Genomic DNA, 18175 nt, shown 5'->3' on the forward strand with positions numbered 1-18175 from the left:
ATCGCTCCGATCGCGATGGAAGAAGGTCTGCGCTTCGCAATCCGCGAAGGCGGCCGTACGGTCGGCGCCGGCGTCGTCGCCAAGATCATCGAGTAAGCCAGTTATTCGTTGATCGACAGTTTTGGGGCTGGCAACAGCCGGCCCCAACATGGTTTAGGGGTATAGCTCAACTGGCAGAGCGTCGGTCTCCAAAACCGAAGGTTGGGGGTTCGATTCCCTCTGCCCCTGCCAAAAAATAGCCACGTGTCCTACGTGGCATTTGTTTTAAGGTGTTATGGCGAATCCATCCGTCGAAACTGTAAATACCTCCGGCGATAAGCTGATGCTGGCCCTGGGCGTATTGTTGGTCTTGGCCGGATTCGTGGGCTTCTTCTGGCTGGCCAATCAGCAGTGGTATGTCCGCGGTGCCGCGTTGGCGGTAGGTATCATCGCCGGCGTGGCCGTCGGGCTGATGTCCGCACCTGGCAAGAGCCTCATCGCCTTTGCCAAGGATTCGTACAAGGAAGTCCGGAAGGTCGTTTGGCCCACCCGCAAGGAAGCAACGCAAACCACACTCGTCGTGTTCGGTTTCGTGCTCGTGATGGCGATTTTCCTCTGGTTGAGTGACAAATCGATCGAATGGGTGATTTTCTCGGCGATTCTGGGTTGGAAATGATATGAGCGATACTCCGGCATCCCCGAGCGGAAAGCGATGGTACGTCGTGCACGCCTACTCCGGTATGGAGAAGAGCGTGCAACGCGCGCTTCAAGAGCGCATCGAACGTGCCGGCATGCAGGACAAATTCGGTCAGATCCTGGTTCCGACCGAAGAAGTGGTCGAAGTCAAAGGCGGCCACAAGGCTGTGACCGAGCGTCGTTTCTTCCCCGGCTACGTGCTGGTGGAAATGGAAATGACGGACGAAACGTGGCACCTCGTGAAGAACACTGCGAAGGTCACCGGTTTCGTCGGTGGTGCGCGTAACCGCCCGACCCCGATTTCCCCGAAGGAAGTCGAGAAGATCATGTCGCAGATGCAGGAAGGCGTCGAAAAGCCGCGCCCGAAGACCCTGTTCGAAGTTGGCGAGATGGTGCGTGTCAAGGAAGGCCCGTTCACGGACTTCAACGGCACCGTCGAAGAGGTCAACTACGAAAAATCGCGCGTGCGTGTGTCGGTCACCATCTTCGGCCGATCCACTCCGGTCGAACTCGAGTTCGGTCAGGTCGAAAAAGTTTGATCCCGATTCGGTGGGCAGCCTCGGCTGCCCACCTTCGCGCTTACGGCCCGCGTCATGGCCGTTGAGGAGCGTCAGTAGCCAGCGGCGAACGCGCGTTATTACTCACCGAACGCCGTCTCCGGCGTTCCAATGAGGTTCACAAATGGCAAAGAAGATTATCGGCTTTATCAAGCTGCAGATCCCTGCAGGTAAAGCCAACCCGTCGCCGCCGGTCGGTCCGGCACTGGGCCAGCGCGGCCTGAACATCATGGAGTTCTGCAAGGCGTTCAACGCGCAGACTCAAGGCATGGAGCCGGGTCTGCCGGTGCCGGTGGTCATCACGGCATTCGCTGACAAGAGCTTCACGTTCGTGATGAAGACGCCGCCGGCGACCGTCCTGATCAAGAAGGCGGCGAAGGTGGACAAGGGCTCGAGCAAGCCGCACACCGACAAGGTCGGTTCGATCACGCGCGCTCAAGCCGAAGAAATCGCGAAGACCAAGATGCCGGACCTTACGGCAGCTGATCTGGACGCAGCCGTTCGCACCATCGCTGGTAGCGCACGCTCGATGGGCATCACTGTGGAGGGCGTGTAAATGGCTAAGATCTCCAAGCGCCGTCAGGCATTTGCCGCCAAGGTCGATCGTCAGAAGCTGTACGCGATCGAAGACGCACTGAGCCTCGTGAAGGAATGCGCGAGCGCGAAGTTCGACGAGTCGATCGACGTCGCAGTCCAGCTCGGCATCGATGCGAAGAAGTCGGACCAGGTCGTTCGTGGTTCGGTCGTTCTGCCGGCAGGAACGGGCAAGTCGGTTCGCGTTGCCGTGTTCGCGCAAGGCGAGAAGGCTGAACAAGCGCGTGCAGCAGGCGCGGAAATCGTCGGTATGGAAGACCTGGCAGAGCAGATCAAGGCTGGCCAGATGGACTTCGACATCGTGATCGCTTCGCCGGACACGATGCGTATCGTCGGTACGCTCGGTCAGATCCTCGGCCCGCGCGGCCTGATGCCGAACCCGAAGGTCGGTACGGTCACGCCGGACGTCGCAACCGCCGTCAAGAACGCGAAGGCTGGTCAGGTGCAATTCCGTGTCGACAAGGCCGGTATCATCCACGCGACCATCGGCCGTGCATCGTTCGAGCCGACCGCGCTGCGTTCGAACCTGTCGGCGCTGATCGAAGCGCTGCAGAAGGCCAAGCCGGCAACGAGCAAGGGCGTCTACCTGCGCAAGATCGCACTGTCGAGCACGATGGGCGTCGGCGTGCGTGTCGACCAGGCTACGCTGGCAGCACAGTAAATATTCGGGCCGCTTCGTTCGCGAAGCGGCCTACATGGGCTTTGGGCGGTTGTTCGTGCGGCAAGGCGGGCAACCGGTTATCAAAGACCGTTGGTGGGGCGCAGCAGTCGGGTGTCCCTTAATTCAAGCCAACGCAGATGGCGAACCCGAAAAAGTTTTGCAGTGGTGAAGCCGCAGGCCGTGAAGCGATTCCCGGCGTGAGGTGGAAATACTCCTAACGAGGTCGGACGCCGTTGTTGAACGAGGTACGTGAGGTTTCGTGCCGAACGTATCGTTTCTGGAGGCTAACCGTGCCGCTTAATAGAGAAGACAAGCAAGCCGTCGTCGCTGAGGTTTCCGCGCAAGTCGCGAAGGCCCAGACCGTTGTGCTGGCTGAGTATCGTGGAATTGCGGTTGGCGATCTGACCAAGCTGCGCGCGAAAGCGCGTGAGCAACAGGTTTACCTGCGCGTGTTGAAGAACACGCTGGCGCGTCGCGCTGTTGAAGGTACGCCGTTCGCTCCGCTGGCAGAGCAGATGACTGGCCCGTTGATCTACGGCATCTCGGAAGATGCAATTGCTGCTGCTAAGGTCGTCAACGACTTCAGCAAGAGCAATGACAAGTTGGTCATCAAGGCTGGTTCGTTCGATGGCAAGGTGATGGACAAGGCTGGCGTGCAAGCGCTGGCAAGCATCCCGAGCCGCGAAGAACTGCTCTCGAAGCTGCTGTTCGTTATGCAATCGCCTGTTTCGGGCTTCGCGCGCGCTCTGGCCGCGCTGGCCGAGAAGAAGCAAGCGGAAGCTGCGTAATCGAGCGTGCATCAGCGTCATTGATCGCTGGCTGTATCCGAATTCAATTTAGGAGTATTTCAAATGGCAATCGCAAAAGAAGACATCCTGGCAGCAGTCGAAGGGATGACCGTTCTGGAACTGAACGAACTGGTCAAGGCATTCGAAGAGAAGTTTGGCGTGTCGGCAGCTGCAGTGGCAGTTGCTGGCCCGGCAGGCGGCGGCGCAGCTGCTGCAGCAGAAGAGAAGACCGAATTCACGGTCGTTCTGGCTGAAGCAGGCAGCAACAAGGTTGCAGTCATCAAGGCAGTTCGCGAACTGACGGGCCTGGGCCTGAAGGAAGCGAAGGACGTCGTTGACGGCGCACCGAAGGCTGTCAAGGAAGGCGTCGACAAGGCTGCTGCTGAAGAAGCCAAGAAGAAGCTGGAAGAAGCTGGCGCGAAGGTCGAAGTCAAGTAAGTTTCGGCGCGCTGTGCGAAGGCTGGCGGTATTTTCACCGCCGGCCTTTTTGTGCTTTGTGGGGACGTTATTCTGGCACTCATTCGGGAGCCCGAATAATTGGCCCCAGAAGCCAAAGAAAACCGCCTGATCGTTGCCGTTGGTCACGAATGGCGGTTCTCTTTGTCTTCTGAAGCGACTGCAGAAGGCAAGTTTGGTCGGGTAGCGGGCAACACAGGCATCCGCTGCCGTCAGCCAGCGGTTGGTAGCGGCCAACCACCAAGCTTCTCGGCTCGTTCAAGCCGTCGGACGGCCATCGGGTCTCAGTCGGTGAACACTCGGGTTTGAAACGTCCAGGTATTCCGCCTCGATAGCACCCGCCGTGATTCGGAGATCGTATGCAATATTCCTTCACCGAGAAGAAGCGCATTCGCAAGAGTTTCGCGAAGCGCCCCATCGTTCACCAGGTTCCTTTCTTGCTGGCTACCCAGCTTGAATCATTCAGCACGTTTCTGCAAGCCGATGTGCCGGCCACGCAACGCAAGCCTGAAGGTTTGCAGGCCGCGTTCACATCGGTATTTCCCATTGTTTCGCACAACGGTTTCGCACGTCTCGAGTTCGTGAGCTATGCGTTGTCCGCGCCGGCATTCAACATCAAGGAATGCCAGCAGCGCGGCCTGACGTACTGCTCCGCGCTGCGCGCGAAGGTCCGCCTCGTCATTCTCGACAAGGAATCGCCGAACAAGCCGGTCGTCAAGGAAGTGAAGGAGCAGGAAGTGTACATGGGCGAAATTCCGCTCATGACACCGACGGGCTCGTTCGTCATCAACGGCACCGAGCGTGTCATCGTCTCGCAGCTGCACCGTTCGCCGGGCGTGTTCTTCGAACACGACAAGGGCAAGACGCACAGCTCGGGCAAGCTGCTGTTCTCGGCACGGATCATTCCGTACCGCGGCTCGTGGCTCGACTTCGAATTCGATCCGAAGGACATCCTGTACTTCCGCGTCGACCGTCGTCGCAAGATGCCGGTCACGATTCTGCTGAAGGCCATCGGCCTGACGCCGGAACAGATCCTCGCGAACTTCTTCGTGTTCGACAACTTCACGCTGATGGACGAAGGCGCGCAACTCGAGTTCGTGCCCGAGCGCCTGCGTGGTGAAGTCGCGCGTTTCGACATCACGGATCGTGATGGCAAGGTCATCGTCCAGAAGGACAAGCGGATCAACGCGAAGCACATTCGCGACCTCGAAGCCGCGAAGACCAAGTTCATCTCGGTGCCGGAAGACTATCTGCTCGGCCGCGTGCTGGCGAAGAACGTCGTCGACGGCGACACCGGCGAAGTGATCGCGAGCGCGAACGACGAAGTCACGGAAAGCGTGCTCGAGAAGCTGCGCGAAGCGGGTATCAAGGACATCCAGACGCTCTACACGAACGACCTGGACCAGGGCCCGTACATCTCGTCGACGCTGCGTGTCGACGAAACGACCGACAAGACGGCCGCGCGCATCGCGATCTATCGCATGATGCGTCCGGGCGAGCCGCCGACCGAAGAAGCGGTCGAGGCACTGTTCAACCGTCTGTTCTACAGCGAAGAAGCGTACGACCTGTCGAAGGTCGGCCGCATGAAGTTCAACCGCCGCGTCAGCCGTGACGAGATCACCGGCCCGATGACGCTGCAGGACGACGACATCCTCGCGACGATCAAGATCCTCGTCGAGCTGCGCAACGGCAAGGGCGAAGTGGACGACATCGACCACCTCGGCAACCGTCGCGTGCGTTGCGTCGGCGAACTGGCGGAAAATCAGTTCCGCGCAGGTCTCGTGCGTGTCGAGCGCGCGGTCAAGGAACGCCTCGGCCAGGCCGAAAGCGAAAACCTGATGCCGCACGACCTGATCAACTCGAAGCCGATTTCGTCGGCGATCCGCGAGTTCTTCGGTTCGTCGCAGCTGTCGCAGTTCATGGACCAGACCAACCCGCTGTCGGAAATCACGCACAAGCGCCGTGTTTCCGCACTGGGCCCGGGCGGTCTGACGCGTGAGCGCGCAGGCTTCGAAGTGCGTGACGTGCACCCGACCCACTATGGCCGCGTGTGCCCGATCGAAACGCCGGAAGGTCCGAACATCGGCCTGATCAACTCGCTCGCACTGTACGCGCACCTGAACGAGTACGGCTTCCTCGAGACGCCGTACCGCAAGGTCGTGGACGGCAAGGTGACCGACCAGATCGACTACCTGTCGGCGATCGAGGAAGGCCGCTACATGATCGCTCAGGCGAACGCCGCGATCGACGAGAACGGCCAGCTGATCGACGAACTCGTGTCGTCGCGCGAAGCCGGCGAAACGATGATGGTCACGCCGGACCGTATCCAGTACATGGACGTCGCGCCGTCGCAGATCGTGTCGGTGGCAGCATCGCTGATTCCGTTCCTCGAGCACGATGACGCGAACCGTGCACTGATGGGTTCGAACATGCAGCGTCAGGCCGTGCCGTGTCTGCGTCCGGAAAAGCCGGTCGTCGGTACGGGCATCGAGCGCACCTGCGCGGTCGACTCGGGTACGACGGTTCAGGCGTTCCGCGGCGGCGTCGTCGACTACGTCGATGCAGGCCGTATCGTGATTCGCGTGAACGACGACGAAGCGGTCGCGGGTGAAGTCGGTGTCGACATCTACAACCTGATCAAGTACACGCGTTCGAACCAGAACACGAACATCAACCAGCGTCCGATCGTGAAGATGGGCGACAAGGTCTCGCGCGGCGACGTGCTGGCCGACGGCGCGTCGACGGACCTGGGCGAGCTCGCGCTCGGCCAGAACATGCTGATCGCGTTCATGCCGTGGAACGGCTACAACTTCGAGGATTCGATCCTGATCTCGGAGAAGGTCGTGGCCGACGATCGCTACACGTCGATCCACATCGAAGAGCTGAACGTCGTTGCACGCGACACGAAGCTCGGGCCGGAAGAAATCACGCGCGACATCTCGAACCTGGCGGAAGTCCAGCTCGGCCGTCTCGACGAATCGGGCATCGTGTACATCGGTGCTGAAGTCGAAGCGGGCGACGTGCTGGTCGGCAAGGTCACGCCGAAGGGCGAGACCCAGCTGACGCCGGAAGAGAAGCTGCTGCGTGCGATCTTCGGCGAGAAGGCTTCGGACGTGAAGGACACGTCGCTGCGCGTGCCGTCGGGCATGAGCGGCACCGTGATCGACGTCCAGGTGTTCACGCGTGAAGGCATCCAGCGCGACAAGCGCGCGCAACAGATCATCGACGACGAACTGAAGCGCTACCGTCTCGACCTGAACGACCAGCTGCGCATCGTGGAAGGCGACGCGTTCCAGCGTCTCGCACGCATGCTGGTGGGCAAGGTCGCGAACGGCGGTCCGAAGAAGCTCGCGAAGGGCACGAAGATCGACCAGGCTTACCTGGAAGACCTCGACCACTACCACTGGTTCGACATCCGCCTCGCGGACGACGAAGCAGCGGCGCAGCTCGAAGCGATCAAGAACTCGATCGAAGAAAAGCGTCACCAGTTCGACCTCGCGTTCGAAGAGAAGCGCAAGAAGCTCACGCAAGGCGACGAACTGCCGCCGGGCGTGCTGAAGATGGTCAAGGTGTACCTCGCGGTCAAGCGTCGCCTGCAGCCTGGCGACAAGATGGCGGGCCGTCACGGTAACAAGGGTGTCGTGTCGAAGATCGTCCCGATCGAAGACATGCCGTACATGGCCGATGGCCGTCCGGCAGACGTCGTGCTGAACCCGCTGGGCGTCCCGTCGCGGATGAACGTGGGTCAGGTTCTGGAAGTGCACCTCGGCTGGGCCGCGAAGGGCCTCGGCTGGCGTATCGGCGAAATGCTGCAGCGTCAGGCGAAGATCGAGGAACTGCGCGTGTTCCTGACGAAGATCTACAACGACTCGGGCCGCAAGGAAGATCTGGAAAGCTTCACCGACGAAGAGATCCTCGAACTCGCGAAGAACCTGCGCGAAGGCGTGCCGTTCGCGACGCCGGTGTTCGACGGTGCGACCGAGGAAGAAATGGGCAAGATGCTCGACCTCGCGTTCCCGGACGACATCGCCGAACAGCTCGGCATGAACCCGTCGAAGAACCAGGTCCGTCTGTACGACGGCCGCACGGGTGAAATGTTCGAACGTCGCGTGACGCTCGGCTACATGCACTACCTGAAGCTGCACCACTTGGTCGACGACAAGATGCACGCGCGTTCGACCGGCCCGTACTCGCTCGTCACGCAGCAGCCGCTGGGTGGTAAGGCGCAGTTCGGTGGCCAGCGTTTCGGTGAAATGGAAGTGTGGGCACTCGAAGCGTACGGCGCGTCCTACGTGCTGCAGGAAATGCTGACGGTGAAGTCGGACGACGTGACCGGCCGGACGAAGGTGTACGAAAACCTCGTCAAGGGCGATCACGTGATCGATGCAGGCATGCCGGAATCCTTCAACGTGCTCGTGAAGGAAATCCGCTCGCTCGGTATCGATATCGATCTCGACCGCAATTAATCGGACTACGGAGAGAAGGCAATGAAAGCTCTGCTCGATCTATTCAAGCAAGTCCAACAGGAAGAAGTTTTCGACGCGATCAAGATCGGTCTGGCTTCGCCCGACAAGATCCGTTCGTGGTCGTTCGGTGAAGTGAAGAAGCCGGAGACCATCAACTACCGTACGTTCAAGCCGGAACGCGATGGTCTCTTCTGCGCGAAGATCTTCGGGCCGATCAAGGACTACGAGTGCCTGTGCGGCAAGTACAAGCGTCTGAAGCACCGCGGCGTGATCTGCGAGAAGTGCGGCGTCGAAGTGACGCTGGCGAAGGTGCGTCGCGAACGGATGGGCCACATCGAACTGGCCTCGCCGGTCGCGCACATCTGGTTCCTGAAGTCGCTGCCGTCGCGTCTGGGCATGGTGCTCGACATGACGCTGCGCGACATCGAACGCGTGCTGTACTTCGAAGCCTACGTGGTGATCGAACCGGGGATGACGCCGCTGAAGGCGCGGCAGATCATGACCGAAGAGGATTACTACAACAAGGTCGAGGAATACGGCGACGAGTTCCGTGCCGAAATGGGCGCGGAAGGCGTGCGTGAACTGCTGCGCGCGATCAACATCGACGAGCAGGTCGAGACGCTGCGCACCGAGCTGAAGAACACCGGCTCGGAAGCGAAGATCAAGAAGTACGCGAAGCGCCTGAAGGTCCTCGAGGCATTCCAGCGTTCGGGCATCAAGCCCGAGTGGATGATCCTCGAAGTGCTGCCGGTGCTGCCGCCGGAGTTGCGTCCGCTCGTGCCGCTGGACGGCGGCCGTTTCGCGACGTCGGACCTGAACGACCTGTATCGCCGCGTGATCAACCGTAACAACCGGTTGAAGCGTCTGCTCGAGCTGAAGGCGCCTGAAATCATCGTCCGCAACGAAAAGCGGATGCTGCAGGAAGCCGTCGACTCGCTGCTCGACAACGGTCGTCGCGGCAAGGCGATGACGGGCGCGAACAAGCGTCCGCTGAAGTCGCTCGCCGACATGATCAAGGGTAAGGGCGGTCGTTTCCGTCAGAACCTGCTGGGCAAGCGCGTCGACTACTCGGGCCGTTCGGTCATCGTGGTCGGCCCGACGCTGAAGCTGCACCAGTGCGGTCTGCCGAAGCTGATGGCGCTCGAACTGTTCAAGCCGTTCATCTTCAACAAGCTGGAAGTGATGGGCGTCGCGACGACCATCAAGGCTGCGAAGAAGGAAGTCGAGAACCAGACGCCGGTGGTGTGGGACATCCTCGAAGAGGTGATCCGCGAGCACCCGGTGATGCTGAACCGTGCGCCGACGCTGCACCGTCTCGGTATCCAGGCTTTCGAGCCGGTGCTGATCGAAGGCAAGGCGATTCAGCTGCACCCGCTCGTCTGCGCGGCGTTCAACGCCGACTTCGACGGTGACCAGATGGCCGTTCACGTGCCGCTGTCGCTCGAAGCGCAGATGGAAGCGCGCACGCTGATGCTGGCGTCGAACAACGTGCTGTTCCCGGCCAACGGCGATCCGTCGATCGTGCCGTCGCAGGATATCGTGCTGGGTCTGTACTACGCGACCCGCGAAGCGGTCAACGCCAAGGGCGAAGGCCTGTCGTTCACGGGCGTGTCGGAAGTGATCCGCGCGTACGAGAACAAGGAAGTCGAGCTGGCCTCGCGCGTCAACGTGCGGATCACCGAAATGGTCCACAACGAGGACACGTCGGAAGGCGCACCGCCGTTCGTGCCGAAGATCACGCTGTACGCGACGACCGTCGGCCGCGCGATCCTGTCGGAGATCCTGCCGCACGGGCTGCCGTTCTCGGTGCTGAACAAGCCGCTGAAGAAGAAGGAAATCTCGCGCCTGATCAACACGGCGTTCCGCAAGTGCGGTCTGCGCGCGACGGTGGTGTTCGCCGACCAACTGATGCAGTCGGGTTTCCGTCTCGCGACGCGCGCCGGTATTTCGATCTGCGTGGACGACATGCTCGTGCCGCCGCAGAAGGAAACGATCGTCGGCGACGCCGCGAAGAAGGTGAAGGAGTACGACCGCCAGTACATGTCGGGTCTCGTCACCGCGCAGGAACGCTACAACAACGTGGTCGACATCTGGTCGGCAACGTCGGAAGCGGTCGGCAAGGCGATGATGGAGCAACTGTCGACGGAGCCGGTGACGGACCGCGACGGCAACGAGACGCGCCAGGAATCGTTCAACTCGATCTACATGATGGCCGACTCGGGCGCCCGGGGTTCGGCGGTTCAGATTCGTCAGCTGGCCGGTATGCGTGGCCTGATGGCGAAGCCGGACGGCTCGATTATCGAGACGCCGATTACCGCGAACTTCCGCGAAGGTCTGAACGTGTTGCAATACTTCATCTCGACCCACGGTGCACGTAAGGGTCTGGCTGATACGGCACTGAAGACCGCGAACTCGGGTTACCTGACGCGTCGTCTCGTTGACGTCACGCAGGATCTGGTCGTGGTGGAAGACGATTGCGGCACGTCGAACGGCGTGGCGATGAAGGCACTCGTCGAAGGCGGTGAAGTCGTCGAAGCGCTGCGTGACCGTATCCTCGGCCGCGTTGCGGTCGCGGACGTCGTGAACCCGGAAACGCAGGAAACGGTGTACGAATCGGGCACGCTGCTCGACGAAACGGCGGTCGAGGAAATCGAACGCCTCGGCATCGACGAAGTGCGCGTGCGCACGCCGCTGACCTGCGAAACGCGTTACGGTCTGTGCGCGGCCTGCTACGGCCGCGACCTCGGCCGCGGCTCGCTCGTGAACGTCGGCGAAGCAGTCGGCGTGATCGCTGCGCAGTCGATCGGTGAACCGGGCACGCAGCTGACGATGCGTACGTTCCACATCGGTGGTGCGGCATCGCGTGCGGCAGTGGCTTCGTCGGTCGAAGCGAAGAGCAACGGTATCGTCCGCTTCACGGCGACGATGCGCTACGTCACGAACGCGAAGGGCGAGCAGATCGTCATTTCCCGTTCGGGCGAAGCGATGATCACCGACGATTTCGGTCGCGAGCGCGAGCGTCACAAAGTGCCGTACGGCGCGACGTTGCTGCAGCTCGACGGCGCGACGATCAAGGCAGGCACGCAGCTCGCCACGTGGGATCCGCTGACGCGTCCGATCATCACCGAGTACGGTGGTACGGTGAAGTTCGAGAACGTCGAGGAAGGCGTGACCGTTGCGAAGCAGATCGACGACGTGACCGGCCTGTCGACGCTGGTCGTGATCGACGTGAAGCGTCGTGGCTCGCAGGCTTCGAAGAGCGTGCGTCCGCAGGTCAAGCTGCTCGACGCGAACGGCGAGGAGGTGAAGATTCCGGGCACGGAGCACGCAGTGCAGATCGGCTTCCAGGTCGGCGCACTGATCACCGTGAAGGATGGCCAGCAGGTGCAGGTCGGTGAAGTGCTCGCACGTATCCCGACGGAAGCGCAGAAGACGCGTGACATTACCGGCGGTCTGCCGCGGGTGGCGGAACTGTTCGAAGCGCGTTCGCCGAAGGATGCCGGCATTCTCGCGGAAGTCACCGGTACGACGTCGTTCGGTAAGGACACGAAGGGCAAGCAGCGTCTCGTCATCACGGACCTCGAGGGCAATCAGCACGAGTTCCTGATCGCGAAGGAAAAGCAGGTTCTGGTTCACGATGCCCAGGTCGTCAACAAGGGCGAAATGATCGTGGACGGTCCGGCCGATCCGCACGACATCCTGCGTCTGCAGGGTATCGAGGCGCTGTCGCGCTACATCGTCGACGAAGTGCAGGACGTGTATCGTCTGCAGGGCGTGAAGATCAACGACAAGCACATCGAGGTGATCGTTCGCCAGATGCTGCGTCGTGTGCAGATCACCGACAACGGCGATACGCGCTTCATCCCGGGCGAACAGGTCGAGCGTTCCGACATGCTGGACGAGAACGATCGCATGATCGCCGAGGGCAAGCGCCCGGCTTCGTACGACAACGTGCTGCTCGGTATCACGAAGGCATCGCTGTCGACCGACTCGTTCATCTCCGCGGCATCGTTCCAGGAAACGACCCGCGTGCTGACCGAAGCGGCGATCATGGGCAAGCGCGACGATCTGCGCGGTCTGAAGGAAAACGTGATCGTCGGCCGTCTGATTCCGGCCGGTACGGGTCTCGCGTTCCACAAGGCACGCAAGGCGAAGGAATCGTCGGATCGCGAGCGTTTCGACCAGATCGCAGCGGAAGAGGCATTCGACTTCGGCACGCCGAGCGCGCCGGCAGAAGAGCCGCAGCAACACCCGACGGCCGAGTAAGTGCGGGCGGCGCGAGCCGCGTTGCCTTGCTGTCATAGCTGTCACCGAAACCGCCCGGTTTTGCCGGGCGGTTTTTTTTCATCTGTCGTTCACGTGCACGACGCGCCTGCGCAGTACCGATGGGGCCCGTCATCCACGCGAACGAACCCTGGCCGATCGGCCAAAACCGTACGATTCGCCGCGCGTCGCGCGAGCGGGTTGTTAAAATTGCGGTCACTGTCTAGCCGCCTGCCCTCATTCATGTCCCGCGCCCTCGAAATCCTCGACGAAGTATTTGGTTATCCCGCCTTTCGCGGCCAGCAGGGTGAGATCGTCGAGCACGTCGCCGGCGGCGGCGATTGCCTCGTGCTGATGCCGACCGGCGGCGGCAAGTCGCTGTGCTATCAGATTCCCGCACTGCTGCGCCGCGAGGCCGGGCAGGGTGCCGGCATCGTCGTGTCGCCGCTGATCGCGCTGATGCAGGACCAGGTCGCCGCACTGAGCGAAGTGGGCGTGCGCGCGGCATACCTGAATTCGACGCTGTCGGGTGCCGAAGCCGCGGCCACCGAGCGTGCGCTGCGCGAAGGCGAAATCGACCTGCTGTACGTCGCGCCGGAACGGCTGATGACGGGGCGCTTCCTCGATCTGCTCGAGCGCGCGAAGATCGGCCTGTTCGCGATCGACGAAGCGCACTGCGTGTCGCAATGGGGGCATGATTTCCGTCCGGAATACATCCAGCTGTCGGTGCTGCACGAACGGTTCCCGTCGGTGCCGCGCATCGCGCTGACCGCCACGGCAGACGCGATCACGCGCGACGAGATCATCCACCGCCTCGCGCTCGACGATGCACGCGTGTTCGTGTCGAGCTTCGACCGCCCGAACATCCGATACCGGATCGTCGAGAAGGACAACGCGCGTTCGCAGCTGCTCGATTTCATCCGCGCCGAGCACACGAATCCCGACGGCACGACGGACGCGGGCGTCGTCTACTGCCTGTCGCGCCGCAAGGTCGAGGAAACGGCCGAGTGGCTGAAGGCGCAGGGCGTGCGCGCGCTGCCGTATCACGCGGGGATGGAGTTCGAGGTGCGGCAGAAGCATCAGGAGATGTTCCAGCGCGAGGAGGGCATCGTGATGTGCGCGACGATCGCGTTCGGCATGGGCATCGACAAGCCGGACGTGCGTTTCGTCGCGCACCTGGACCTGCCGAAGAGCGTCGAAGGCTATTACCAGGAAACGGGCCGCGCCGGCCGCGACGGGATGCCCGCGAACGCGTGGATGGCGTACGGGCTCGGCGACGTCGTCCAGCAGCGCAAGATGATCGACGAGTCCGACGCCGACGACGCGCACAAGCGCGTGCAGACGTCGAAGCTCGACGCGCTGCTCGGGCTGTGCGAGACGATCTCGTGCCGCCGTGTGCGGCTGCTGAACTACTTCGGCGAGGCGAGCCAGCCGTGCGGCAACTGCGACACGTGCCTCGAGCCGCCCGATTCGTGGGACGCGACGCGCGAGGCGCAGATGGCGCTGTCGTGCGTGTTCCGCGCGCAGCGTGCGAGCGGGTTCAACTTCGGCTCGAGCCACCTGATCGAGATCCTGCGCGGCGGGCGCACCGAGAAGGTGTTGCAGCGCGGCCACGACAAGCTCACGACGTTCGGGATCGGCGCGTCGCTGTCCGAGCCCGAGTGGCGCGCGATTTTCCGGCAGCTCGTCGCATACGGCTACCTGGCGGTCGATCACGGCGGCTTCGGCGCGCTCATGCTGACCGAAGCCGCGAAGCCCGTGCTGAAGAACGAGGAGAAGGTCACGCTGCGCCGCTACGTGAAGCCGCAGCGCACGCGGCAATCGTCGAGCCGCAGCGGCACGCGCGTCGATCCGACGGCCGGCATGGGCACGCGCGAGCGCGCACGATGGGATGCGCTGCGCGCGTGGCGCGCGGAAACCGCGAAGACGGACGGCGTGCCAGCCTACGTGATCTTCCACGATGCGACACTCGCCGAAATCGCGCGCAACGCGCCGGAGACGATCGAGGACCTGCGCCACATCCCCGGCATGGGCGTGCGCAAGCTCGAGCGCTTCGGCGACGAGATCATCGACGTCATCGAATCGGCGTGACACGGATGCTCCGACCCTTCCGAGGAACCGCGCGGCCCCGCCGGTGAATCACGCAAGCCGTTGACTTCGTTGGTATTTCCGGAATATGATGTTGGGTTCCGGTATTCGGCGGGCCGAGTCGCGTTCGAAGGTTCGCGTCCAATTCGCCGGTTCGGAAGTCAACTGTGCGCCGATTCTCGCTTTGCCCGAAATCGATGCGCAGATTTTGTTCAATTTCAGGAATAAACAATGCCAACCATCAACCAACTGGTTCGCAAAGGCCGTCAGTCGGAAACGACGAAGAGCAAGAGCCCGGCCCTGCAGGACTGCCCCCAGCGTCGCGGCGTGTGCACCCGTGTGTACACGACGACGCCGAAGAAGCCGAACTCGGCACTCCGTAAGGTCGCCAAGGTTCGTCTGACGAACGGCTTCGAAGTGATTTCGTACATCGGCGGTGAAGGCCACAACCTGCAGGAACACTCGGTTGTGCTGATCCGCGGCGGCCGTGTGAAGGACTTGCCGGGTGTGCGTTACCACATGGTTCGCGGCTCGCTGGATACCCAGGGCGTCAAGGACCGTAAGCAAGCGCGCTCGAAGTACGGCGCGAAGCGTGCAAAGGCTGCCAAGTAAGCAGTTTTTGATCAGGGATCGCCGCAGGGCGGTCGAGGCGGGAGTGCCGGATTGCCGGTGCTGTCGAGTAAGTGGTCACCCGGCCAAGCTGGTTAGTCGTGAAGATGTGATCGGGTTTGTTGGTGGCCGCGGAGCTGGAATCAGCTCCAACTGAACAAGTAAAGGAAGAATCATGCCGCGTCGTCGCGAAGTCCCCAAGCGGGAAGTGTTGCCGGATCCGAAGTTCGGCAACGTTGATGTAGCCAAGTTCATGAACATGCTGATGCTGTCCGGCAAGAAGTCGGTCGCAGAACGCATCGTTTATGGCGCATTCGAACAGATCCAGACCAAGGGTGGCAAGGACCCGCTGGAAGTGTTCACGGTTGCGCTCAACAACGTCAAGCCGGTGGTCGAAGTGAAGAGCCGCCGCGTTGGTGGTGCCAACTATCAAGTTCCGGTCGAAGTGCGCCCGTCGCGTCGTATGGCATTGGCGATGCGCTGGCTGCGTGAGGCTGCGAAGAAGCGTAGCGAGAAGTCGATGGCTCTGCGCCTGGCAGGTGAACTCTCCGAAGCGGCCGAAGGCCGTGGCGGCGCGATGAAGAAGCGCGACGAAGTTCACCGCATGGCGGAAGCCAACCGCGCGTTCTCGCATTTCCGTTTCTAAGCGCCTGGCTGGGCTTTAGCGGAAATAAATTCCGGGCGGGTGCGCTTTTCAGGCGCCTCGCCCGTTTGTGTTGAAGCACGATGCAGCAACGCTGCATCGTGTCATCCCAGTAGAGGATCAAAGTGGCTCGCAAGACTCCTATCGAGCGCTACCGCAATATCGGTATTAGCGCTCACATCGACGCCGGCAAGACGACGACGACCGAGCGCATTCTGTTTTACACCGGTGTGAACCACAAGATCGGTGAAGTCCACGATGGCGCAGCCACGATGGACTGGATGGAGCAGGAACAAGAGCGTGGCATCACGATCACGTCCGCTGCCACCACGGCCTTCTGGAAGGGCATGGGCGGCAACTATCCGGAACACCGCATCAACATCATCGACACCCCGGGCCACGTCGACTTCACGATCGAAGTGGAACGTTCGATGCGCGTGCTCGACGGCGCATGCATGGTGTACTGCGCAGTGGGCGGCGTGCAGCCGCAGTCGGAAACGGTGTGGCGCCAGGCGAACAAGTACAAGGTGCCGCGTCTCGCGTTCGTCAACAAGATGGACCGTACCGGCGCGAACTTCTTCAAGGTCTACGACCAGCTCCGTCTGCGCCTGAAGGCGAACCCGGTTCCGGTCGTGGTGCCGATCGGCTCGGAAGAAAACTTCAAGGGCGTGGTCGACCTGATCAAGATGAAGGCGATCATTTGGGACGAAGCGTCGCAAGGCACGAAGTTCGACTACGTCGACATCCCGGCCGAGCTCGCAGAGACCTGCAAGGAATGGCGCGAGAAGATGGTCGAAGTGGCTGCTGAAGCCAGCGAAGACCTGATGAACAAGTACCTGGAAGAAGGCGATCTGCCGGAAGCCGACATCGTCAAGGCGCTGCGCGACCGTACGATCGCGTGCGAAATCCAGCCGATGCTGTGCGGTACCGCGTTCAAGAACAAGGGCGTGCAGCGTATGCTCGACGCCGTGATCGACTTCCTGCCGTCGCCGGTCGACATCCCGCCGGTCAAGGGCGAGCTCGAAAACGGCGAAGAAGCGGAGCGCAAGGCGTCGGACGACGAGAAGTTCTCGTCGCTCGCGTTCAAGATCATGACCGACCCGTTCGTCGGCCAGCTGATCTTCTTCCGCGTTTACTCGGGCGTCGTCAACTCGGGCGACACGCTGCTGAACTCGACCAAGGGCAAGAAGGAACGCCTCGGCCGTATTCTGCAGATGCACGCGAACCAGCGTGAAGAAATCAAGGAAGTCCGCGCGGGCGACATCGCCGCTGCGGTCGGCCTGAAGGAAGCGACCACCGGCGACACGCTGTGCGATCCGGCAAACCCGATCGTGCTCGAGCGCATGGTGTTCCCGGAGCCGGTGATTTCGCAGGCTGTCGAGCCGAAGACCAAGGCTGACCAGGAAAAGATGGGTCTCGCACTGAACCGTCTGGCTCAGGAAGATCCGTCGTTCCGCGTGCAGACCGACGAAGAGTCGGGCCAGACCATCATTTCGGGCATGGGCGAGCTCCACCTCGAAATTCTGGTCGACCGGATGAAGCGTGAATTCGGTGTGGAAGCAACCGTCGGCAAGCCGCAGGTTGCGTACCGCGAAACGATTCGTTCGACGGCGAAGGACGTCGACGGCAAGTTCGTCAAGCAGTCGGGTGGTCGCGGCCAGTACGGTCACGCGGTCATCACGCTCGAGCCGAACGAACAAGGCAAGGGCTACGAGTTCTTCGACGAGATCAAGGGTGGTGTGATTCCGCGTGAATACATCCCGGCGGTCGACAAGGGTATCCAGGACACGCTGAAGTCGGGCGTGCTGGCTGGCTTCCCGGTCGTCGACGTGAAGGTTCACCTGACATTCGGTTCGTACCACGACGTTGACTCGAACGAAAACGCGTTCCGCATGGCCGGTTCGATGGCGTTCAAGGAAGCGATGCGCAAGGCGAACCCGGTCGTCCTCGAGCCGATGATGGCTGTCGAAGTCGAGACGCCGGAAGACTACATGGGCAACGTGATGGGCGACCTGTCGGGCCGTCGCGGTATCGTCCAGGGCATGGAAGACATGGTTGGCGGCGGCAAGATCGTTCGCGCCGAAGTCCCGCTGTCGGAAATGTTCGGTTACTCGACGTCGCTGCGTTCGCTGACGCAAGGTCGTGCAACGTACACGATGGAGTTCAAGCACTACGCTGAAGCTCCGCGCAACGTTGCTGAAGCGATCATCAGCGCGAAGTCGAAGTAAATCTGAAGCTACCAATCGATTATTTTTTGAAAGAAGAGAATCATGGCAAAAGGTAAATTTGAGCGGACCAAGCCGCACGTGAACGTTGGTACGATTGGTCACGTTGACCACGGCAAGACGACGCTGACGGCAGCGATCACGACGGTT

The 18175-nt window shown here is 61.5% G+C and carries 14 protein-coding genes and 1 tRNA gene; all 15 read left to right on the plus strand.

Annotation, left to right across the window (positions count from 1 at the left end; translation table 11 throughout):
- A partial coding sequence (locus HWX08_RS34010; RefSeq protein WP_078453405.1) for an EF-Tu C-terminal domain-related protein occupies positions 1-96 on the plus strand: 96 nt, incomplete at its 5' end.
- A gap of 59 nt (positions 97-155) precedes the next feature.
- A tRNA-Trp gene (locus tag HWX08_RS34015) sits at positions 156-231 on the plus strand.
- Between the two features lie 43 nt (positions 232-274).
- Positions 275-655 carry a preprotein translocase subunit SecE gene (gene secE / locus HWX08_RS34020; protein ID WP_006482892.1) on the plus strand — a complete coding sequence of 127 codons (381 nt, stop codon included), beginning with the start codon at positions 275-277 and terminating at the stop codon, positions 653-655.
- 1 nt (position 656) lies between these two features.
- A complete protein-coding gene (nusG, locus tag HWX08_RS34025) occupies positions 657-1214 on the plus strand; it encodes a transcription termination/antitermination protein NusG (protein WP_006400672.1) in 558 nt (185 codons plus the stop codon).
- 142 nt (positions 1215-1356) lie between these two features.
- On the plus strand, positions 1357-1788 hold the full coding sequence (gene rplK / locus HWX08_RS34030; protein WP_006477201.1) for a 50S ribosomal protein L11: 432 nt from the start codon (positions 1357-1359) through the stop codon (positions 1786-1788).
- Entirely contained in the window at positions 1789-2487 is a 699-nt protein-coding gene (gene rplA, locus HWX08_RS34035) for a 50S ribosomal protein L1 (RefSeq protein WP_006482906.1), read from the plus strand. It abuts the gene before it with no gap.
- 290 nt (positions 2488-2777) lie between these two features.
- Entirely contained in the window at positions 2778-3275 is a 498-nt protein-coding gene (rplJ, locus tag HWX08_RS34040) for a 50S ribosomal protein L10 (RefSeq protein WP_021161756.1), read from the plus strand.
- Between the two features lie 63 nt (positions 3276-3338).
- Positions 3339-3713 carry a 50S ribosomal protein L7/L12 gene (rplL, locus tag HWX08_RS34045; RefSeq protein WP_021161757.1) on the plus strand — a complete coding sequence of 125 codons (375 nt, stop codon included), beginning with the start codon at positions 3339-3341 and terminating at the stop codon, positions 3711-3713.
- Between the two features lie 377 nt (positions 3714-4090).
- The gene (gene rpoB / locus HWX08_RS34050; protein WP_069255527.1) at positions 4091-8197 is read left to right on the plus strand and encodes a DNA-directed RNA polymerase subunit beta; all 4107 of its coding nucleotides are present in this window, start codon (positions 4091-4093) and stop codon (positions 8195-8197) included.
- 21 nt (positions 8198-8218) lie between these two features.
- On the plus strand, positions 8219-12463 hold the full coding sequence (gene rpoC, locus HWX08_RS34055) for a DNA-directed RNA polymerase subunit beta' (RefSeq protein ID WP_069255528.1): 4245 nt from the start codon (positions 8219-8221) through the stop codon (positions 12461-12463).
- 240 nt (positions 12464-12703) lie between these two features.
- Positions 12704-14551, plus strand: coding sequence for a DNA helicase RecQ (recQ, locus tag HWX08_RS34060; protein WP_069255529.1), 1848 nt, complete (start codon positions 12704-12706; stop codon positions 14549-14551).
- A gap of 228 nt (positions 14552-14779) precedes the next feature.
- Positions 14780-15160, plus strand: coding sequence for a 30S ribosomal protein S12 (gene rpsL / locus HWX08_RS34065; protein WP_006400662.1), 381 nt, complete (start codon positions 14780-14782; stop codon positions 15158-15160).
- 172 nt (positions 15161-15332) lie between these two features.
- The gene (rpsG, locus tag HWX08_RS34070; protein ID WP_006477195.1) at positions 15333-15803 is read left to right on the plus strand and encodes a 30S ribosomal protein S7; all 471 of its coding nucleotides are present in this window, start codon (positions 15333-15335) and stop codon (positions 15801-15803) included.
- A gap of 122 nt (positions 15804-15925) precedes the next feature.
- A complete protein-coding gene (gene fusA, locus HWX08_RS34075) occupies positions 15926-18028 on the plus strand; it encodes an elongation factor G (RefSeq protein ID WP_059535572.1) in 2103 nt (700 codons plus the stop codon).
- 42 nt (positions 18029-18070) lie between these two features.
- On the plus strand, positions 18071-18175 hold a 105-nt coding region (locus tag HWX08_RS34080), incomplete at its 3' end, for a GTP-binding protein (RefSeq protein ID WP_032127001.1).

It is taken from the genome of Burkholderia metallica, assembly GCF_902832845.1.
Taxonomy (GTDB): domain Bacteria; phylum Pseudomonadota; class Gammaproteobacteria; order Burkholderiales; family Burkholderiaceae; genus Burkholderia; species Burkholderia metallica.